Annotated in this window: 17 protein-coding genes; 11 read left to right on the top strand and 6 right to left on the bottom strand. The window is 58.5% G+C overall.

Features of this window, described 5'->3' with window-relative positions:
- Positions 1–444: 444 nt before the first annotated feature.
- Positions 445–1,542, top strand: a complete 1,098-nt coding sequence (locus BGIM_RS57320) for a hypothetical protein (protein ID WP_020469897.1) — start codon at positions 445–447, stop codon at positions 1,540–1,542.
- 350 nt (positions 1,543–1,892) lie between these two features.
- Here BGIM_RS57320 and BGIM_RS0111335 read toward each other — a convergent pair whose 3' ends face one another.
- Entirely contained in the window at positions 1,893–3,446 is a 1,554-nt protein-coding gene (locus BGIM_RS0111335; RefSeq protein ID WP_020469896.1) for an N-acyl-D-amino-acid deacylase family protein, read from the bottom strand.
- Between the two features lie 39 nt (positions 3,447–3,485).
- Entirely contained in the window at positions 3,486–3,986 is a 501-nt protein-coding gene (locus tag BGIM_RS0111330; protein ID WP_020469895.1) for a glutathione peroxidase, read from the bottom strand.
- Positions 3,987–4,286: 300 nt separating this feature from the next.
- Here BGIM_RS0111330 and tnpA point away from each other — a divergent pair, with 300 nt between their 5' ends.
- Entirely contained in the window at positions 4,287–4,739 is a 453-nt protein-coding gene (gene tnpA, locus BGIM_RS0111320; RefSeq protein WP_020469893.1) for an IS200/IS605 family transposase, read from the top strand.
- A gap of 144 nt (positions 4,740–4,883) precedes the next feature.
- On the opposite strand, the gene BGIM_RS0111315 is transcribed toward tnpA, so the two are convergent.
- Positions 4,884–5,897: an FAD:protein FMN transferase gene (locus BGIM_RS0111315; protein WP_020469892.1), complete on the bottom strand. Its 1,014-nt coding sequence runs from the start codon at positions 5,895–5,897 to the stop codon at positions 4,884–4,886.
- Positions 5,898–5,994: 97 nt separating this feature from the next.
- Here BGIM_RS0111315 and BGIM_RS49900 point away from each other — a divergent pair, with 97 nt between their 5' ends.
- From BGIM_RS49900 to BGIM_RS0111285, 6 genes are all read left to right on the top strand, one after another.
- Positions 5,995–7,074 (top strand): formylglycine-generating enzyme family protein, encoded by a 1,080-nt coding sequence (locus BGIM_RS49900; protein ID WP_020469891.1) that lies wholly within the window; start codon positions 5,995–5,997, stop codon positions 7,072–7,074.
- A gap of 169 nt (positions 7,075–7,243) precedes the next feature.
- Entirely contained in the window at positions 7,244–8,524 is a 1,281-nt protein-coding gene (locus BGIM_RS0111305) for a Gfo/Idh/MocA family protein (RefSeq protein ID WP_020469890.1), read from the top strand.
- A gap of 200 nt (positions 8,525–8,724) precedes the next feature.
- Positions 8,725–9,630 (top strand): hypothetical protein, encoded by a 906-nt coding sequence (locus tag BGIM_RS0111300; protein WP_157368892.1) that lies wholly within the window; start codon positions 8,725–8,727, stop codon positions 9,628–9,630.
- 66 nt (positions 9,631–9,696) lie between these two features.
- Positions 9,697–10,557: a hypothetical protein gene (locus tag BGIM_RS0111295; RefSeq protein ID WP_020469888.1), complete on the top strand. Its 861-nt coding sequence runs from the start codon at positions 9,697–9,699 to the stop codon at positions 10,555–10,557.
- A 47-nt stretch (positions 10,558–10,604) separates the two neighbouring features.
- Positions 10,605–11,459: a hypothetical protein gene (locus BGIM_RS0111290; protein ID WP_029629946.1), complete on the top strand. Its 855-nt coding sequence runs from the start codon at positions 10,605–10,607 to the stop codon at positions 11,457–11,459.
- Between the two features lie 149 nt (positions 11,460–11,608).
- Positions 11,609–12,550 carry a hypothetical protein gene (locus BGIM_RS0111285; protein WP_157368890.1) on the top strand — a complete coding sequence of 314 codons (942 nt, stop codon included), beginning with the start codon at positions 11,609–11,611 and terminating at the stop codon, positions 12,548–12,550.
- Between the two features lie 104 nt (positions 12,551–12,654).
- On the opposite strand, the gene BGIM_RS0111280 is transcribed toward BGIM_RS0111285, so the two are convergent.
- Positions 12,655–13,104, bottom strand: a complete 450-nt coding sequence (locus tag BGIM_RS0111280; RefSeq protein ID WP_020469885.1) for a hypothetical protein — start codon at positions 13,102–13,104, stop codon at positions 12,655–12,657.
- Between the two features lie 118 nt (positions 13,105–13,222).
- On the opposite strand from BGIM_RS0111280, the gene BGIM_RS0111275 reads away from it, so the two are divergent.
- The 3 genes from BGIM_RS0111275 (at position 13,223) to BGIM_RS0111260 (ending at position 15,203) form a co-directional block, all read left to right on the top strand.
- Positions 13,223–14,137, top strand: a complete 915-nt coding sequence (locus BGIM_RS0111275; protein ID WP_020469884.1) for a prenyltransferase/squalene oxidase repeat-containing protein — start codon at positions 13,223–13,225, stop codon at positions 14,135–14,137.
- A 183-nt stretch (positions 14,138–14,320) separates the two neighbouring features.
- Positions 14,321–14,998 (top strand): ABC transporter ATP-binding protein, encoded by a 678-nt coding sequence (locus BGIM_RS0111265; protein ID WP_020469882.1) that lies wholly within the window; start codon positions 14,321–14,323, stop codon positions 14,996–14,998.
- Between the two features lie 22 nt (positions 14,999–15,020).
- Positions 15,021–15,203: a hypothetical protein gene (locus tag BGIM_RS0111260; protein WP_020469881.1), complete on the top strand. Its 183-nt coding sequence runs from the start codon at positions 15,021–15,023 to the stop codon at positions 15,201–15,203.
- Between the two features lie 15 nt (positions 15,204–15,218).
- Here the strand turns inward: BGIM_RS0111260 and BGIM_RS0111255 are convergent, their stop codons facing one another.
- Together BGIM_RS0111255 and BGIM_RS0111250 are read right to left on the bottom strand one after the other, a co-directional pair.
- Entirely contained in the window at positions 15,219–15,983 is a 765-nt protein-coding gene (locus BGIM_RS0111255; RefSeq protein ID WP_020469880.1) for a sterol desaturase family protein, read from the bottom strand.
- Between the two features lie 19 nt (positions 15,984–16,002).
- Positions 16,003–16,368: a hypothetical protein gene (locus tag BGIM_RS0111250; protein WP_020469879.1), complete on the bottom strand. Its 366-nt coding sequence runs from the start codon at positions 16,366–16,368 to the stop codon at positions 16,003–16,005.
- Positions 16,369–16,499 lie beyond the last annotated feature (131 nt).

Genomic DNA, 16,499 nt, shown 5'->3' with positions numbered 1-16,499 from the left:
CCGGGATCGTATTACCCCGGTTGCCCGCCGTTATTCGCATTCTCCGTGAAATCATGGACCGATGACGCCGTTAAGCCGTTCATACTTCTGATTTTCTGGCTGATCGACCATTGAGGAATCCCGGTGCTCCCGAGGTTGCCCGCCGAGTTCTGATTCGTGGACCAATGATGAGATTTGATCGTTTGAATTGGGATTCGTTCGGAGATTGGGTGTTTCGCAACCAATGCCGGGCAACACCAAGATGATCGTCGGCAGTATGAACAAGTGCTTGCGTCGCATTTCAGCCATTCTGTGATTTTCGTGCATCTACAGCGTAAAAATCATTTTCGTCTGGACTGAATGACAACCTGAGTGGATTTTGCCGAATGTAGTGGAAGAACCGGCCGGATGTGATGAAAGTGTGATCGTCTGACAGGTGCCCGATGCCCCCATGAAAGGATGACGATGATTCGCCTCGCAATCCTCCTTAGCTTCGTGTCGTTTCTGTCTCTTCCCGCCTCGGCCCGCGCGTTGGGGAGCGCATTGGCTGGCAACATACCGCTTGGGCCGGAGCATCGGTTTGGGAAGGAACTGCTTGCAGTCGTCAACACGGAGGAACGAGTCTATCTCGAACACCGCGAGGGGTCGGGAATGTACTTCTACTTCAAGGGCGGATCGAAGGCCCTCAACGAAACGCTCCGCCGGTTTGCGGCCATCCCGGCCGAACAGCGAGAACTCATTCTCCTTCCGGCCCCGGCGAAGCCGATCAACCATAGCGGCACGTTGATCGCGTATGACTGGCGCTTGCACACGCCCCTTGGAAGACCGATTCTCCTCGCCAAACTCTCGGAAGTTTCCGACACCCGGACCACGCTCACCATCCACCTTTCCGAGCCTCTCCCGGCCATCGCGGGCGATTTGAAGAAGACCAAGAAGTGGATCGCCGATCTGGGCGGCGACTTCCGAACCCGCGAACGGGCCACCAAAGAACTGGCCAACATCGGCCCCCCGGCGGCTGCGTCGCTTCGGGAAGCGCTGACGGACGACATCTCCCCGGAAGCCCGCGAACGAATCGAGCGGTTGCTGGCCGGCATGAACGCCTGCCTTCGGCTTGACTTGCTTGAATTTCCGGCCGGGGTGCCCGTGATCGGTCTGGAGGGATTGCTGACGCGAGGCCATCGGGAGCTTGCCAACAAAGACCCGGAAATTCGCAGTCAGGCGGTGACCTATCTGAGCGTCCAGCAAGCCCCGGCCGGGGAGATTCTGCCGGATCTGGAGAACGTGTTGAAGACGGAGACTCATCAATCGATCCTCACCAGCGCGGCCCGTGCCGCTCATCGACTCGGGGCGGATGCCAAACCGCTCCTGCCCGCGTTGCGAACGGTGTCCAACGGGACAGACAGAAACCTCGCCAGCCTCTGTTCCCGGACCATTGACCATGTTGACAAGGCCGCTGCGGAACCGTTGACCGCCACGGATGCCCAAAAACTGGCGACGATTCGCCGGGAAATCCGGGAGTTTGTCGCCAGTCGCCAAGAGAAGAGCGAAAAATCATCTCGATGATTTCTTCTCCGGCGGCCTTCCGAACCGAGCCTCGACGCCCTTTTTGATAACCGCTACAAGCGGCGAAAAACTGAACACATTGGACACACTAAAAGAAAAGAAAAAGGGCGCCGGGATCTCGCGAGACACGAGGCCGGGCTTGGTTGGCTGTTCTCCGACGATAAGAGATGCGTTGCCGTGATTTGTCGCAACGTGTTTAAATTCAGGAACATCCGGCGAAGAACTCTTGCCCTGTTCGAGCCGAAAAAGTCGCGGGCACGACCGGCTTGGACAGGGCAAAAAGCGGGCAGATACCTGTCCAAAAACTGTCCAAAAACGGACGATCAGCCAGACAAGGTGTCCAGTTCCGGTTATTTTCTCCGCAACCCCGTTCCCGGCCTGCTGTTCGTTCGATGGCCCGCTTCCAGGACGAATTCGCCGTTCACAATCACATCCCGCATGCCGGTGGCGAGCAGTTTGCCGTCGTCGAACGTGGAACGGTCTTGGATGGTCAGCGGGTCGAAGACGATGACATCGGCCGCCATGCCGGGGGCGAGCAGGCCGCGATCATGCAGGCCGTGACGACGGGCCGTGTGGCGGGAACACTTCATCACGGCTTCCTCAATGGTCCAAACGCCCGAGCGGACATACGGCCCGAGGTATTTGGCGAAACAGCCGGTGCCGCGCGGGTGGGGTTTGCCGCCGATGTAGATGCCGTCGCTGCCCCCCATCATGCGAGGATCGCGCATCAACGCGGTGATGTCGGCCTCTGTTCGCAACGCATTGTGCGGCACAACCGAATTCACGGCCATGTTGGTGGCGAGCAACAGGTCGAGAATCACATCCCCGAGGGGCCGTTTCAGCAGATCGACGGCCTCGGCCAGCGTCTTACCTTCCAAGTGCCGGTATTCATCCGCCGGCACGGAGCCAAGCCGCACGCGGTTGAGATCGAAGCGGGGCTTGCTCACCCATTCTTTCACTTGCGGCCGAATGGCCGGGTCGCGTAGCCGTTCTAATGTGAGGCCGACGCCCCCGGCCTGCGCCTCCGGCGGCAGGGTAATCATCCCGAGGATGGTGGAGCCGTACAGGTAGCAATACAGGTCAAACGTGACCTCCGCCCCTTGGGTGGCCATCACGTCCATTTGCGGAATCACTTGGGAGGCAATGCTGTTGAAATGCGAGATGTGAACCCCGCATCCGGCTTCCCGGCCAATGGTGGCGACTTCGTCCATCGACGGGATGTAATTGTGCGGGCCATAGCCCCGCATGTGGGTGACATACACGCCGCCAAACGGGGTGATCTCCTTGCACAGTTCCACCAGTTCGGCCGTGTCCGCGTACAAGCTCGGGATGTAATCCAAGCCGGTGGACAGGCCGACGGCCCCTTGTTCCATCGCCTCGCGGATGGCCCGTTTCATCTGAGTGAATTCTTCCGGCGTCGCCCGCCGCTCGGCCAGACCCATCACATCCATGCGCACGTTGCCGTTCGGAATCAGGCACGCGACATTCATCGAAACCCGGTGATGGAACGCATCCAGATATTCGGCCATCGTGCGCCATTCGATTCCGGGCGTGGGAAAATTTCCGTTAAACCCGGCCGTGTAGAGCCGCATGTATTGCTGCGTCTCCGGGGTTCCGGGGGCGAAGGCCACGCCGTCCTGACCGAGAATATACGTCGTCACTCCCTGCCGAATCGCCGGCTCATGAATCGGATCATGCAAGAGGATCAGATCGCCGTGAACGTGGGCATCAATCATCCCCGGTGCGACGACTTGCCCGGTCGCGTCGATGATCTTCTTCGCGGTCGCGTGCGGGAATCGGCCGACGCCGACAACGCGATCCCCCTCGATGGCCACATCGGCCAGAAACTTCGGCAAACCGGACCCGTCAACCACCGTGCCGCCACGAATGAGGACATCGAGCATGGAACATCTCGGAAAAAGAGGATGCGTTTGGGGAAGGAGTTATGAAGCCGCCGTCGGCTGTTCGGCCAGCAAGGCCGGGAGAGCTTTTTCAATGGGAGGCAGGCCGGCCATCGGGGAGTATCGGCCGACCACGTGGCCGGATCGATCCACGAGGAACTTCGTGAAGTTCCACTTGATCGCCCCGCTGCCGAGGAAGCCCGCTTTTTCGGCCTTCAAATGTTGGAACAACGGATGGGCATTGCCGCCGTTCACAAGCACTTTGGCAAACATCGGGAAACTGACGCCGTAATTCAGCGTGCAAAAATTGTTGATCGCCGAGTCCTCTTTTTTCTCCTGCCAGAGAAACTGCCGGCAAGGGAAACCCAGCACCACCAACCCTTGGTCTTTGAACCGTTTGTAAAGGTCCTCAAGCCCCGCATAATGGCCGGTGAACATGCAACGGCTGGCGACGTTCACAATCAACATCACCCGGCCCCGGTATTTCTCCAGAGTGGTTTCGCGGCCGTCGATGGTGGTCACCGGGATGGTGTAAATGCTCACGGAATCTCGATGAGTTTGGAAGGCGGGAGGATCGTTAGTTTATGGCGGTTGTCGGCGAGGACCAAGGAGAATGACATCAGATGATGATGCTCGCCGGTTTTCGCCCCAACGGGGCGGGCGATAATAGCCAGGGGCGGCTTCCGCCCCTGGAAACCGGCCCGGCAATGAAATACCGCCCCAACGGGGCGGCACTTCCCCGTGCGGCGTCTTTCCGTTGATAGGAAAACGATTAGAGAATCTCTTGCCGGAAACACTTGCATCCGATCATGCCTGATCGCCGGCCAGCACATGGAGCAAATCATGCCTCAATCTTTTGCGAATGTGATGGTGCATTACGTGTTCAGCACCAAAGGGCGAGAATCATGGCTGGGCGATGAAATTGTTCAGCGGCTTTACCCATTGATCGGCGGTATTATTCGTGAACGGAAATGCGCTTTGCTGGAAATAGGCGGCATCTCCGATCATGTTCATCTGTTGGTTTCGCAGGGACGGGAAATATCGATCTCTGATTTGATGCGTGATGTCAAATCGGGTTCGAGCAAATGGATACATGAAACATTTCCAGCCTTGCAATCATTCTGTTGGCAGGCCGGTTATGGCGCTTTTTCGGTCAGCCAATCAAATGGCCGGCATGTCCGCGATTACATCCAAAACCAAGCAGTCCATCATCAAAGGCAGACGTTTCAAGAGGAGTATCGAGAGATTCTTCGGCGTCACGAACTTGAATGGGACGAACAATATGTGTGGGACTGATTGGCAGCCTTGTTGAGTTTGTGCCGCCCCGTTGGGGCGGAATGTCATTGTCGGTCGGATCGCTTCCAGGGGCGGAAGCCGCCCCTGGCTATTGTCGGGCGCCCCCTTGGGGCGAAAACCGGTGATTGCCATCGTTTGATGTCATCACTCCTTTACAACCCACTTCCCAAATCCCTTCGACTCTCGCACGTCTTCACCTTTCTCTGTAAGCACCACAATCAAGGTGGCGGCGCCATCGATCTTGTCGATGACCGGGAGAACCTTGTCGGCCGGGAGGATGCTGGCCATTTTGGTCAGGCTGTCGGCTTCAATTCCTCGCCTGGCAATCACCGTCACACTGCGGCGGCCGGTGAGGCCGAGACCGGTTTTGGGGTCGGCGATGTGCGAGTAGCGTACCCCCGCGATTTCCACGAATTGAACCTCGTCGCCGGAGGTGGAGATGGCCGCGTTTTTCAGCCACACATACTTTGTTTCGGCCGTCGAACCCGGCAACCGGCCGATGGCCACTTTCCAGCCCGGTTTGCCGGGGGGAGCGTCGCTGACGGCGATATCGCCGCTGGCGGCGACGAGGGCTTGGGTGATGCCGTGCTTGGCGATGATTTTCAAGCATTCATCGGCCGCGTGGCCTTTGGCGATGCCGCCGAGGTCGAGTTGCATCCCGGCGACCGTCAGATTGACAGTTTTGGCCTTCGGATCAACCTCCATCTTGCGGTAACCCACCCGGCTCAGGGCTTCCTTCAACACATCCTCGTCCGGAAGACGGCGGTCTTTGCGGGCCTGTCGCCATAGCTTCACCACCGGGCCGATGGTCACATCGAAGGAACCATCCGAGAGGGCGGACACTTCATTGGCCTTCGCCAGCACGGGGAAAAGGTCATCGGACACTTTCACGGGTCCGGCCAGAGCCTTGGTGCTTTTGGCGCACAGTTTGGAAAGCTCGCTGTCGGCCAGGTAATCGCTCATCACGCGGTTGAGTTCCGCGACGCGGGCGAACGACTCTTTCGCGGCGGCATCGGCCGTCGCCCGGTCCTTCGCATACAGCACAATCCGGAATTTTGTCCCCATGTGCGGCTCTTCAAACTCAAAGCGGCCGGGTTCTTCGGCACAAACCGTTGAAAACCCGAGCAAACCCACAAGAAGAATGACGGTGTTCCGCATAGAATGATCCTCCTTAAGGTTTCAGTTTACATGGCCCGTCACGTATTTTTTGGCCCGAAGCTTGACAGACCGGCCGCGACAGGAGAACTTACACCCCATGCGACATCGAATTCCTCTCTGTGCCTCGTTTGTGTTGGGCGGCCTTATGGTCGCGGCCGCCGTCGGCGATCCGGCCCCGGTCAAGCCGACCCCGACGCACCAAAATTACACCGAAACCCTTGCGGCTCCAGATGGTTCCAAAGTCAGTTTCGACATGGTGGCCATCCAAGGCGGCGAGTTCCTGATGGGCAGCCCGGCCGACGAACCCGACCGCAAGCCGGACGAAGGCCCGCAGGTCAAAGTGAAGTTGAAGCCCTTCTGGATGGCCAAGACCGAAGTTTCTTGGGACGAGTTTGACCTCTACTTCCGGCTCAACAACCCGGCCCTGCAAGAGGGTGGCGACAAGGAACCGAAGAAGGAAGTGAAGCCGGACAGCGCCGACGCCGTCTCCAAGCCAACCATGCCGTATGTGGACGAAACCTACGGCCACGAACGTGAAAAACACCCGGCCATCTGCATGACCCAGCACGCGGCCATGAAGTATTGCGAGTGGATGTCCAAGAAAACCGGCAAGACCTACCGCCTGCCGACAGAAGCCGAATGGGAATACGCCTGCCGGGCCGGGACGACCTCCCCCTATGGCATCCCCAAGGATGCCAACCTCGGCGACTACGCGTGGTACAAGGAAAACTCCAAGGACGAAACCCACCCTCGCGGCACCACCAACGCCGGCGCCCAGAAGAAGCCGAACGCCTGGGGCTTGTACGACATGCAGGGCAATGTGATGGAATGGTGTCTCGACCATTATGTGGCCGACGCCTATTCCCGCTATGCCATGAACCTGAAAGACGGCTTCGCCCTGTCCCCGGTCTTCAAGCCGACCGCCAACAAGTGGTGGCACGTCGCCCGCGGCGGCCACTTCAAGAGCGAGGCCAAGGACTTGCGAGTCGCCGCTCGTGTCCGTTCGGACAAGACGTGGATGCGACAAGACCCGCAAGAACCCCAGAGCATCTGGTGGCTGACCACCTTCGACATCATCGGCTTCCGCATCGTCCGCCCGGTGGAAGACGACGAATTGAAGGGAATCACCTCCAAGGTCGTCAAGGAAAATGATCAGACGTTTACGCCGGCGAAATAAGTGACAAACAAGATTAACCACAAAGGCGCAAAGATCACACAAAGTTTCACAGAGAAGAAAAGACGAATGGTTTTCACTTTGCGAATCTTTGTGTGATCTTTGTGCCTTTGTGGTTAGTACTTTTCTTTTGCCTTTTTCCCAATCATTGACTCTCTTGAGGTATCTCTCCATGTCCGAACTGAATCGACGCGATTTTGTGGTGTCCGGGGCGGTGGCCGCCGGCGCTTTGGTTTCCATGACGGCGGGCGGCGTTCATGCCCAAGGCAGTCAGGCCATGAAAGTCGGCCTGATCGGGTGCGGGGGCCGGGGAACCGGCGCCGCCCAGAACATCCTCGAAGCCGATCCGAACGTGCAGATTGTCGCCCTCGGCGATGCGTTTGAAGGCAACGTGAAAGGCGCCCTCGCCGGGTTGAAGCGCAAAGACCCCAAGCGAGTGACCGCCACCGAAGAAACCGCGTTCCACGGTCTCGACGCTTTTGAAAAAGTGTTGAAGAGCGATGCCGAACTCGTGATCCTTGCCACGCCCCCCGGCTTCCGGCCGTATCACTTGGAAGCCGCCATCAACGCCGGCAAGCACATCTTCACCGAAAAGCCGGTGGCCGTCGATGTGACCGGCATCCGCAAAGTGCTGGGCCTGGTGGCCAAGGCGAAAGAAAAGAACCTTGCCGTCGTCGCCGGCACGCAACGCCGCCACCAAACCGGCTACCTCGAAACGATCAAGCAACTGCACGACGGCGCCATCGGTGAAATCACCTCGGCCCGCGCTTACTGGAACGGCAACGGCATCTGGTTCCGCGACCGCCGGCCGGGCATGACCGATGCCGAATACCAACTGAACAACTGGTATCACTTCAACTGGCTTTGCGGCGACCACATCGTCGAACAACACGTCCACAATCTGGACGTGATTAACTGGGTCTTGGGCACCCACCCGATCAAGGCGACCGGCATGGGGGGCCGCAGCAACCGCAAGGTCGGCCCGGCGGCCGAAGTCGGCCACATCTTCGACCACTTCGCCGTCGAATTTGAATACCCGAACGGCGTGATCGTGCAAAGCTATTGCCGCCAAATCGAGGGATGCGCCAACAATATCTCCGAGTCAGTGGTCGGCACCAAGGGCAAGTGCAACGTCGGCGGCTATGTCATCAACAACAAGTACTTGCTGGAAGGCAAGAACGACAACGCCCCGTATGTGCAAGAACACATCGACCTCATCAAGAGCATCCGGGCCGGCAAGCCGCTCAACGAACTGGAAAACGTGGCCACCAGCACCATGACGGCCATCCTGGGCCGGATGACCACCTACTCCGGCAAGACGCTCGAATGGGACAAGGTGATGAAGAGCGCCACGGAAGACACCTTCCCGAAGAACCTCACCCTGCAATCGGCCCTGCCGGTCAGCCCGATTCCGGTCGTCGGCAAGACCAACTTCTTTGGCGCCGCCGGCTGATGCCGGTTTTCCGCTGATTCAGTGATTTGACGCGCCAAGAGCGTTGCCACCGGAAGATGACAAAATTCATCCTCTGGTGGCCAACGCTCTTGGCGCGTCTGGAGATGAATTTCCTCTCCCGGACAATCTGGTTTGCCGTCTCGCTCGTCAAACAAGTCATCTCCAAGTCCGTTGGCCTTTCATGCCGGGGTTTCAAAATCATGAGCCATCGTCTTTATTGCCGGGTGGCGGTCGTCGCCTTGGTCGTGTTGGCACAAGTGGGGCGGGCGGACCGGATCATCGCGGTTCCGGTACCGACCAAGCCGGTCACGCAAGCCATGCAAGCCGGGGTGATTGTTCTCGGCAAAGTGGCCGAGATCGAGAAAGACACCGTTTGGGTCGCGCCGTATCGGGGGGCCGGCAAGGAACAGAACGTCGCCTACAAGATTGCCGTCCTGAAAATCGAAGACCCGCTGGTCGGCGCCCGCGGCCTCACCCAACTCCGCGTTGGCTTTCTCGCGGATTCCCCGGCTCATGTGGACCCGGCGTTGCCGCGAACGGCCGTCGGAGTGCGTCGCGGAAACATGGCCGGGAGTGTCGCCCTTACGGCCGAGATGGACGGCTTGTTTATGCTTGTGCCGCACCAGACGGGGGACTTCTATGTCATCGTCATCAACGGCGATCCGCTGCTCAAAAAGGATTTGAATTACGCCAAGGACTCGGAAGCGGTCAAGAAAATCGCCGCCGCCATCGACGATCCGGTCACGGCCCTGAAATCAAAGAACAAAGACGACCGGGCGATGGCCGCGCAGACCCTTCTGATCCGCCACCAGACCCGCCCGTTATCCGCCAAGGTGACGGATGAGGACATCTCTCCCGAAGAAAACAAATTAATCCTTCAGGTCATCGCCGAACTGCCGTGGACTCCCGAAGGAAGTGACAACTCGAAGCCCTCCCGCTCGGGACTTTGGAAATACCTGCATACGGAAGAACTCGGCTTCGTGCCGCCAGTGTTCAACAGCAAGAACCAAGCTGAGTTCAACAAGCAATGGGAAGAAGCGACCAAAACCTTTTTGAGCGAAAACGCGGGCAAGATCAAAATCAAGAAGTTGGTGGCCGGGAAGTGATTGCTTGCCTCACAGTGTGCCGTTGCTGTCGAAGTCAGCATCATTCCATGCGGGAGATTCCAAATCATGAAACGATGTCTTCGTTGGGTGGCGGCCATTCTTGTGCTGGCCGCCGTGGGTTCGGCGGCTCAAGCCTTGGTAGTGGTCAAAGCCAAGCCGCTGTCCCCGGCGAAGCAAGCGGTTCAAGCCGAGGTGATTGTTCTCGGCAAAGTCGTTGAAGTGGAAAACGACACCGTGGAAATATCGCCGTACAAAGGGGCCGCGCCGGAAGAACGTGTGTCGTTCAAAATCGCCATCATCAAGATTGAAACCCCGCTGGCAGGGGCAGTCGGCCTCACGCAACTTCGCGTCGGCTTTCGTTCGGACGCCCCGCCGCCCGCCGCGCTGACCGCCGGGATGGAGGGGGCTTTCATGCTTTCCCCCCATTACAGCGGCGACTTCCACGTGGCCGCCGAGAACGGCCTTCCCCTGCTGAAATCAGACGAAGCTTTCGCCAAAGAAGTGGAAACGGTCAAAAAGATTGCCGGCGCCATCGACGACCCGGTGACGGCCTTGAAATCGAAAGATAAAGCCGAGCGGTCGCTGGTCGCTTTTACTCTCCTCACCCGCTACCGGGATCGGAACCGGGCGACCAACGGCCGGATGGTCGAAGCAGATATCCCCGCCGAAGAAAGCAAGTTGTTGATTCAGGCCATCGCAGAAATGCCGTGGAATCCCCAGGAAACCGATTTCACGAAGCCCTCCCGTTCGTCCGTGTGGCATTTGCTTCAAACGGACAAACTCGGATTCCAACCGCCAGTCATGAAAATACCCACCGTGGGCGACCCGCCGGACGCCGTGAACAAACAATTTGAAGAGGCGACGACCAAATTTCTGAAAGCCAACGCCGACAAGATCAAGATCAAAAAGATTGTGGCCGGGAAGTGATTCCCGCCGTTTGCATCCGTGCCGGTTTCATTCAAAGAGTTCCAATCATGAAACGATGTCTTCGTTGGTGTGCCGCCGGTCTTCTGGCGATGGCGATGAGTTCTTCGGCCCAAGCCCGGAAAGTGGTCGATGCCCGGCCGCCATTGCCGGCGACGCAGGCTGTTCATGCCGAGGTGATTGTTCTCGGCAAGGTCGTCGAAATCGAGGACGACACGATCGAAGTCGCCCCGTTCAAAGGGGCCGCGCCGGACCAGCGAGTGTCATTCAAAATCGCCATCATCAAGATTGAAAATCCGCTGGCGGGGGCGACCGGCCTGACGCAACTCCGCGTCGGCTTTCTCTCCGATGCCCCGGCGCCCTTCGCCCTGACGGCCGACATGGAGGGCGTTTTCATGATCTCGCCGCATCATGCCGGGGATTTCCACGTGGCCGGTCAGCGGGGTATTCCTCTCCTGAAATCGGACGCGAACTACGCCAAAGAATTGGAAACGATCAAAAAGATCGCCGGGGCCATCGACGACCCGATCACGGCCCTGAAATCGAAGGACAAATCCGAACGATCTCTCGCCGCCATGACTCTCCTCGCCCGTTACCGGGGTCGGCCGGTTAATGGCAAGGCAGTCGAAACGGACATTCCGGCCGAGGAAAACAAGTTGTTGATTCAGGCGGTCGCGGAAATGCCGTGGAACCCCGAGGAAACCGATCAAGCAAAGCCTTCTCGTTCTTCCGTGTGGCATTTCCTGCAAACGGAACAACTCGGATTCCAGCCGCCCGTCATCAACCAACCCGCCCCCGGTGCCCCGGCCCCGGATTACAACAAGTTGTGGGAGGAAGCGACCGGCAGATTCTTGAAGGCCAACGCGGACAAGATCAAAATCAAGAAACTCGTTGCGGGCAGATAACTTGCGACGTTTCCGGGCGGGCATCCGGGGCTTTTGCCTGCGGATGTCCGCCCGAATCTCTTTTCCAGAGCAATCCGCTCAATCCCCAATCCCGTCTAAAATGTTATCTTTAAGTCCGTCGCCATGTCATGCCGGAGTTTCAACAGATCATGAAACGTTATTTTCTTCGCTGGTCCGTGGCTGCCCTCACGGTCGTCGCGTTGAGCCATGTGGGCCAGGCCGAGGCCAAGGCGCTTCGCGTCGCCCTGCCCCCCAAACCGGCGATGCAAGCTGTTCAGGCCGAGGTGATCGTTCTCGGCAAAATCTCGGAAATTGAAAAGGACACCGTCGAGGCCACCCCATACAAGGGCGCCCCGAAGGAACAAAAAGTCGCCTATAAAATCGCCGTGTTGAAGATCGAAGATCCGCTGATCGGCGCCCGCGGCCTGACGCAAATCCGCATCGGTTTCCAAGCCGAGGCCGCCGTCCCCGCCGCCCCGGTCCTCAACAACAACCAACAACCGCAAATCGCCATCGCGCGACGGCCCATTCGTCCGGGGTTCGGCCCGGTTGCGTTGACGGCCGGGATGGAAGGGGTGTTTCTGCTCACGCCGCATCACGACGGGGACTTCTATGTCGCCGTCAACAACGGTGCCCCGCTGCTGAAAAAGGATGACAATTACGCCAAGGAACTGGAAACGATCAAGAAGATCGCCGGGGCCATCGACGATCCGATTCTGGCCCTGAAATCAAAAGACAAGGCCGACCGGGCGTTGGCGGCCCAATCCATCCTGACCCGTTACCGTGGCCGGCCGATCAATGGCAAGGTGGTTGAGGAAGACCTTCCGGCCGAGGAAAACAAGTTGCTGGTGGATGCGGTCGCGGAACTTCCGTGGACACCCGAGGGGAACGATTACACGAAACCCTCCCGCTCCGTCTTGTGGAACTTCCTGCAACCGGAAAAGCTTGGCTTCAAGCAACCGGTCTTCAAGCAACCCGTCCCCGGCGCCCCGGCCCCGGATTTCAACAAGCAATGGGAAGAAGCGACGAACGAATTTTTGAAAGCCAACGCCGACAAGATCAAGATCAAGAAACTGGTGGCAGCCAAATAAAGAAGGGATGAAGGATGAGGGATGAGGGATGAAAGGAAAACCAAAGACTAATGGTCTTTGGTTTTCCTTTCATCCCTCATCCCTCATCCTTCATCCCTCTCTTGTCAGCCCATCCCCGACGTCGTGTTCAGGTTCCTCGCGGGTCGCAGCGGAACCGTCGGGGCCGTTGGCACTTTGACCTGCGGGCGGGCGGGCCGGCTTTCGAGGAGTCGGCCGGTCACGGCATCCAGCACCAATTCATCTCCGTCGGCCACCAGACGGATTCGCACGATTTTCAGGCCGTTTTCCTCCCCGTAACTGAATGAATGCAAGGCCGTGATCGGATGGCCGCCAAATCGGGAATGGCTCGTCCCGATTGAATTGGAATCGGGCTGGGGGACAAGCACCTCATGTGACTTTGTCACCAAGTGAGGCTCCAGCAATTTGGGGGTTTCCGCAGATTCCGGGATGTTGCCCCAAATAATCAAGCCCCCGCTGAGCAGCAGAAACGTGAAAGCCACCACGGTCAGTTTGAGCGGAATGGCCGGAGGCTGGCCGGGTTTGGAAGGTCGCATCGGAACCTCGGACTGGTCGGGTGGAAAAACACCTGTAAGACGACAGAACTTGTCAGGTATATCGTGAAATCTTTCTGAATATTTGCCCTCGTCGGGGAGTCCTGCCACGGAAAGCTACTTGCAACGACTGACCGGGGAACTTGTCGAACGACTCGAAGCCGTTCCGATGATTGTTCGCCAGCGGCATTTAAGCTGGCTATTGGAGCAACAGAACCCCGATGGCGGCTTTTCCGGCCGCGAGGGGGGCTCTGATCTCTATTACACCGGGTTCGCCCTGCGGTCCCTCGCCGTCCTTCAGGGGCTGACCCCGGAAATCGCCGATAAAGCGGCCGCTTTCCTCCGCAGTCAACTCGCCAAATCAACCGGCGTGGTCGATTTCTTTTCCCTGCTGGTCAGCATTTTCCTGGTTCGCCTCGGCGGCGGGCCGGACATACTAACACAAGCCCCGACTGATTGGCCAGACCGGGTGGCCGAGACGCTCGAAACCTACCGACACGCGGACGGTGGCTACACCAAGGTTCCCGGCGGCTCCTCCGGCAGCACGTACACAACCTTTTTGGTTGCTTTGGCGTTGGAACTTTTGAACAAAACCATCCCACAACCCGAGAAGACGACTGCGTTTCTACACTCCCGATATCGCGATGGCGGCTTCGTGGAAATCCCCCAAATGAAACGAGCCGGGACCAATCCCACGGCGGCGGCCGTCGGCACGTTTCAAATATTGGGGACACTGGATGACACCACCAAACTCGGCGTGAGTGGGTATCTCCCGGCTCTGAAATCAGACTTCGAGGGAGGCATCCGGGCGAATGATCGCATCCCCACCGCCGATCTGTTGTCCAGTTTCACCGGGGCATGGACCCTGAACGAACTCGGCGCCCTCGACCGGCTCGATTTGGTGGCCCTGCGGGAATATGCCGAGTCCGTCGAATCACCGACCGGCGGCTTTCGCGGCGGACTTTGGGACACACAGGTCGATGTGGAATACACCTTTTATGGGCTGGGCGTGTGCGCCCTCACTTGGCACGCTTGAGAGATGAGTGAGAAAAAGAAGATTAACCACAAAGACGCAAAGATCACACAAAGCTTCACAAAGTTGAAAACAGATCAGAAGCAAAGCGAAGAAATCAAAAGTCACAAAGGCATGACAGTCTGCTGATTCGTTTATGCTTTGGTGAATTTCTGTGTCTTCGGTTTTCCGTTGCGAAGGAATGGAATGTCACTCGTCGTCGATCAACTGACCCGAAGTTTCCCGACCCGCGGGGGAACCCTGAACGTCCTGCGGGGAGTGGCCCTGTCGATGAACGCCGGGGAGTCTGTCGCCGTGATGGGGCCGTCCGGTTCCGGGAAAAGCACGCTGCTCCAGATCATCGGCACCCTCGACCAACCCACGTCCGGCACGGTGACGCTTGATGGCGTCAATCCCTTCCAACTCCGCGAGACGGAATTGGCCGCTTTCCGTAACCGCAAGATCGGCTTCGTGTTTCAAGATCATCATCTGCTGCCGCAATGCACGGTTCTGGAAAACGTGCTGGTTCCCACATTGGTGACGGCCGGCTTGGATCGTGCCGAGACGGAGCAGGCTGCCAAGAAACTACTGGAACAAGTCGGCTTGGCGAATCGCCTCGACCATCGCCCGGCCGAACTCTCCGGCGGGGAACGCCAGCGGGTGGCCATCGCCCGTGCGTTGATCTTGAAGCCGCCACTATTGCTCGCCGACGAACCGACTGGCAACCTTGACCGCAAGACCGCCCGCGATGTCGGCGAACTGCTGATGGCCCTGCACCACGCCATGAAGACCATCCTGATCGTCGTGACGCACAGTGCCGACTTGGCCGCCACCTTCCCGAAACGGGCCGAAATGAATGACGGCCTGTTGGAATGGATTTCCTGAACTCTCACCCGGAACATCAATCATGTTGAACGCCGACCAACTGCTTGCCCGCCTGTACGCCCTCCGCAAGGACTACGCCGACGACCCCGAGGACGAAACCTACCAAGCCCTGCACCATGCGTTCATGTTCGTCTCGTATCAGATGAGCGGATTTCGTGAATATCTGGAAAAGGAAAGGGCCAAAGAAAAGAAGGAAGAGAAGTAAGGGGCGCCAAGGCGCTTACGGCAACAGTGGCCGCACCAAATGCCCCGGATAAGTTCGCCGAACAGGTTCCCGCAGGCCGAAATGTTCGGGTTCGTGATCGGGGCAGCGATACGTTCCAAACAGGAGATCCATCAAGGGCGAGATGTTGGCGTAGTTCCCGGCGTCGCGCTCACGGTCGTGATGCCAGTGATGCAGTTGCGGGGCGCCGATGACCATCTTGAGCGGGCCAAGGGGAAGCCGGACGTTGGAGTGAATGTAAATCGCCCAGATGCCCCGGAAGAGGATCAGGCCCGCGATGGTCTCCAGCGGGAAGCCGAGGAGCATCGCCGGCAGGTTGATGAGGCCGAGGGTGTAGATCGTGTCGAGCGGATGTTCGCGGTGGGCGGCCAGCCAGTCGAGATGCTCGGCACTGTGATGGACCGAGTGGAAACGCCACAAAAAGCCGACGCGATGTTGAAGGCGATGGCCCCAGTAAATCAACGCGTCGCTGAGCAACACCACTTCAAGGGCTTGCAACCACCACGGTTGTGAGGCGACCGTTTGCCGAAAATTCGCCGGGACCACATCACCCAGCCAGCGATTGAACAGCGACAGAACCCAAAGAGTCAGGCTGCCCCAAAGGAGATACTGCCCGGCGAAGAAGCAGAGATCCGTGAACCAGTCTGGCCGAAAGAACCGCTGACCGGGCTTCGCCGGGAACACCAACTCCAGCGGGCGAAACACCAAGGCCAGAAACACAAAACTCAGGCCGGTCAGCACAATCAACGAAAGCAATTCCATGATGGATTCCCCGGATGGGTTATTTCGGGGTTTCGGCCGCTTGCGGTTTCGCCGCCGGTTCCATGAACAGAATGCCCCACAATTTGGATTGCTTCATCAAGGGCATGGATTTGGAACCGGCCATGTGAATGCCTTGATCCCCGCCTCCCCAGATGACGATTGGTTTGGCGGGCGGCACCAGTGACATGGATTTGGAACTATACATGCGGATGTCGAAATCCGGCGCCACCTCCCCCGCCGGACTGATGATGATCGCTTCCTCGTCGAAAACAGGCGGCGGGGAAGACCGGTCGAACGCCCCGAGCCGGAAGGAAATGTATCCCGCGATCAGCAGGATGGAGCTGGTCAGGGTGCCCGCCCGGACCGCGATGGCTGAAATTTTCACCGTGAAACCCCCGTTTCGGGATTGATTGGCGACGAGTCATGCGTGACCGTCCATCATCCTACGAGCAAGGGAGAGCGGGCGTCTTGGCCGATACGAAGGCGTTACCAAGCTCGGCGGCTTCGACGGACACG

Source organism: Zavarzinella formosa DSM 19928 (assembly GCF_000255705.1).
GTDB classification, from domain to species: Bacteria; Planctomycetota; Planctomycetia; order Gemmatales; family Gemmataceae; genus Zavarzinella; species Zavarzinella formosa.
The sequence above is the reverse complement of the archived record's forward strand: the minus strand, read 5'-3'. Positions and strand labels throughout refer to the sequence as shown.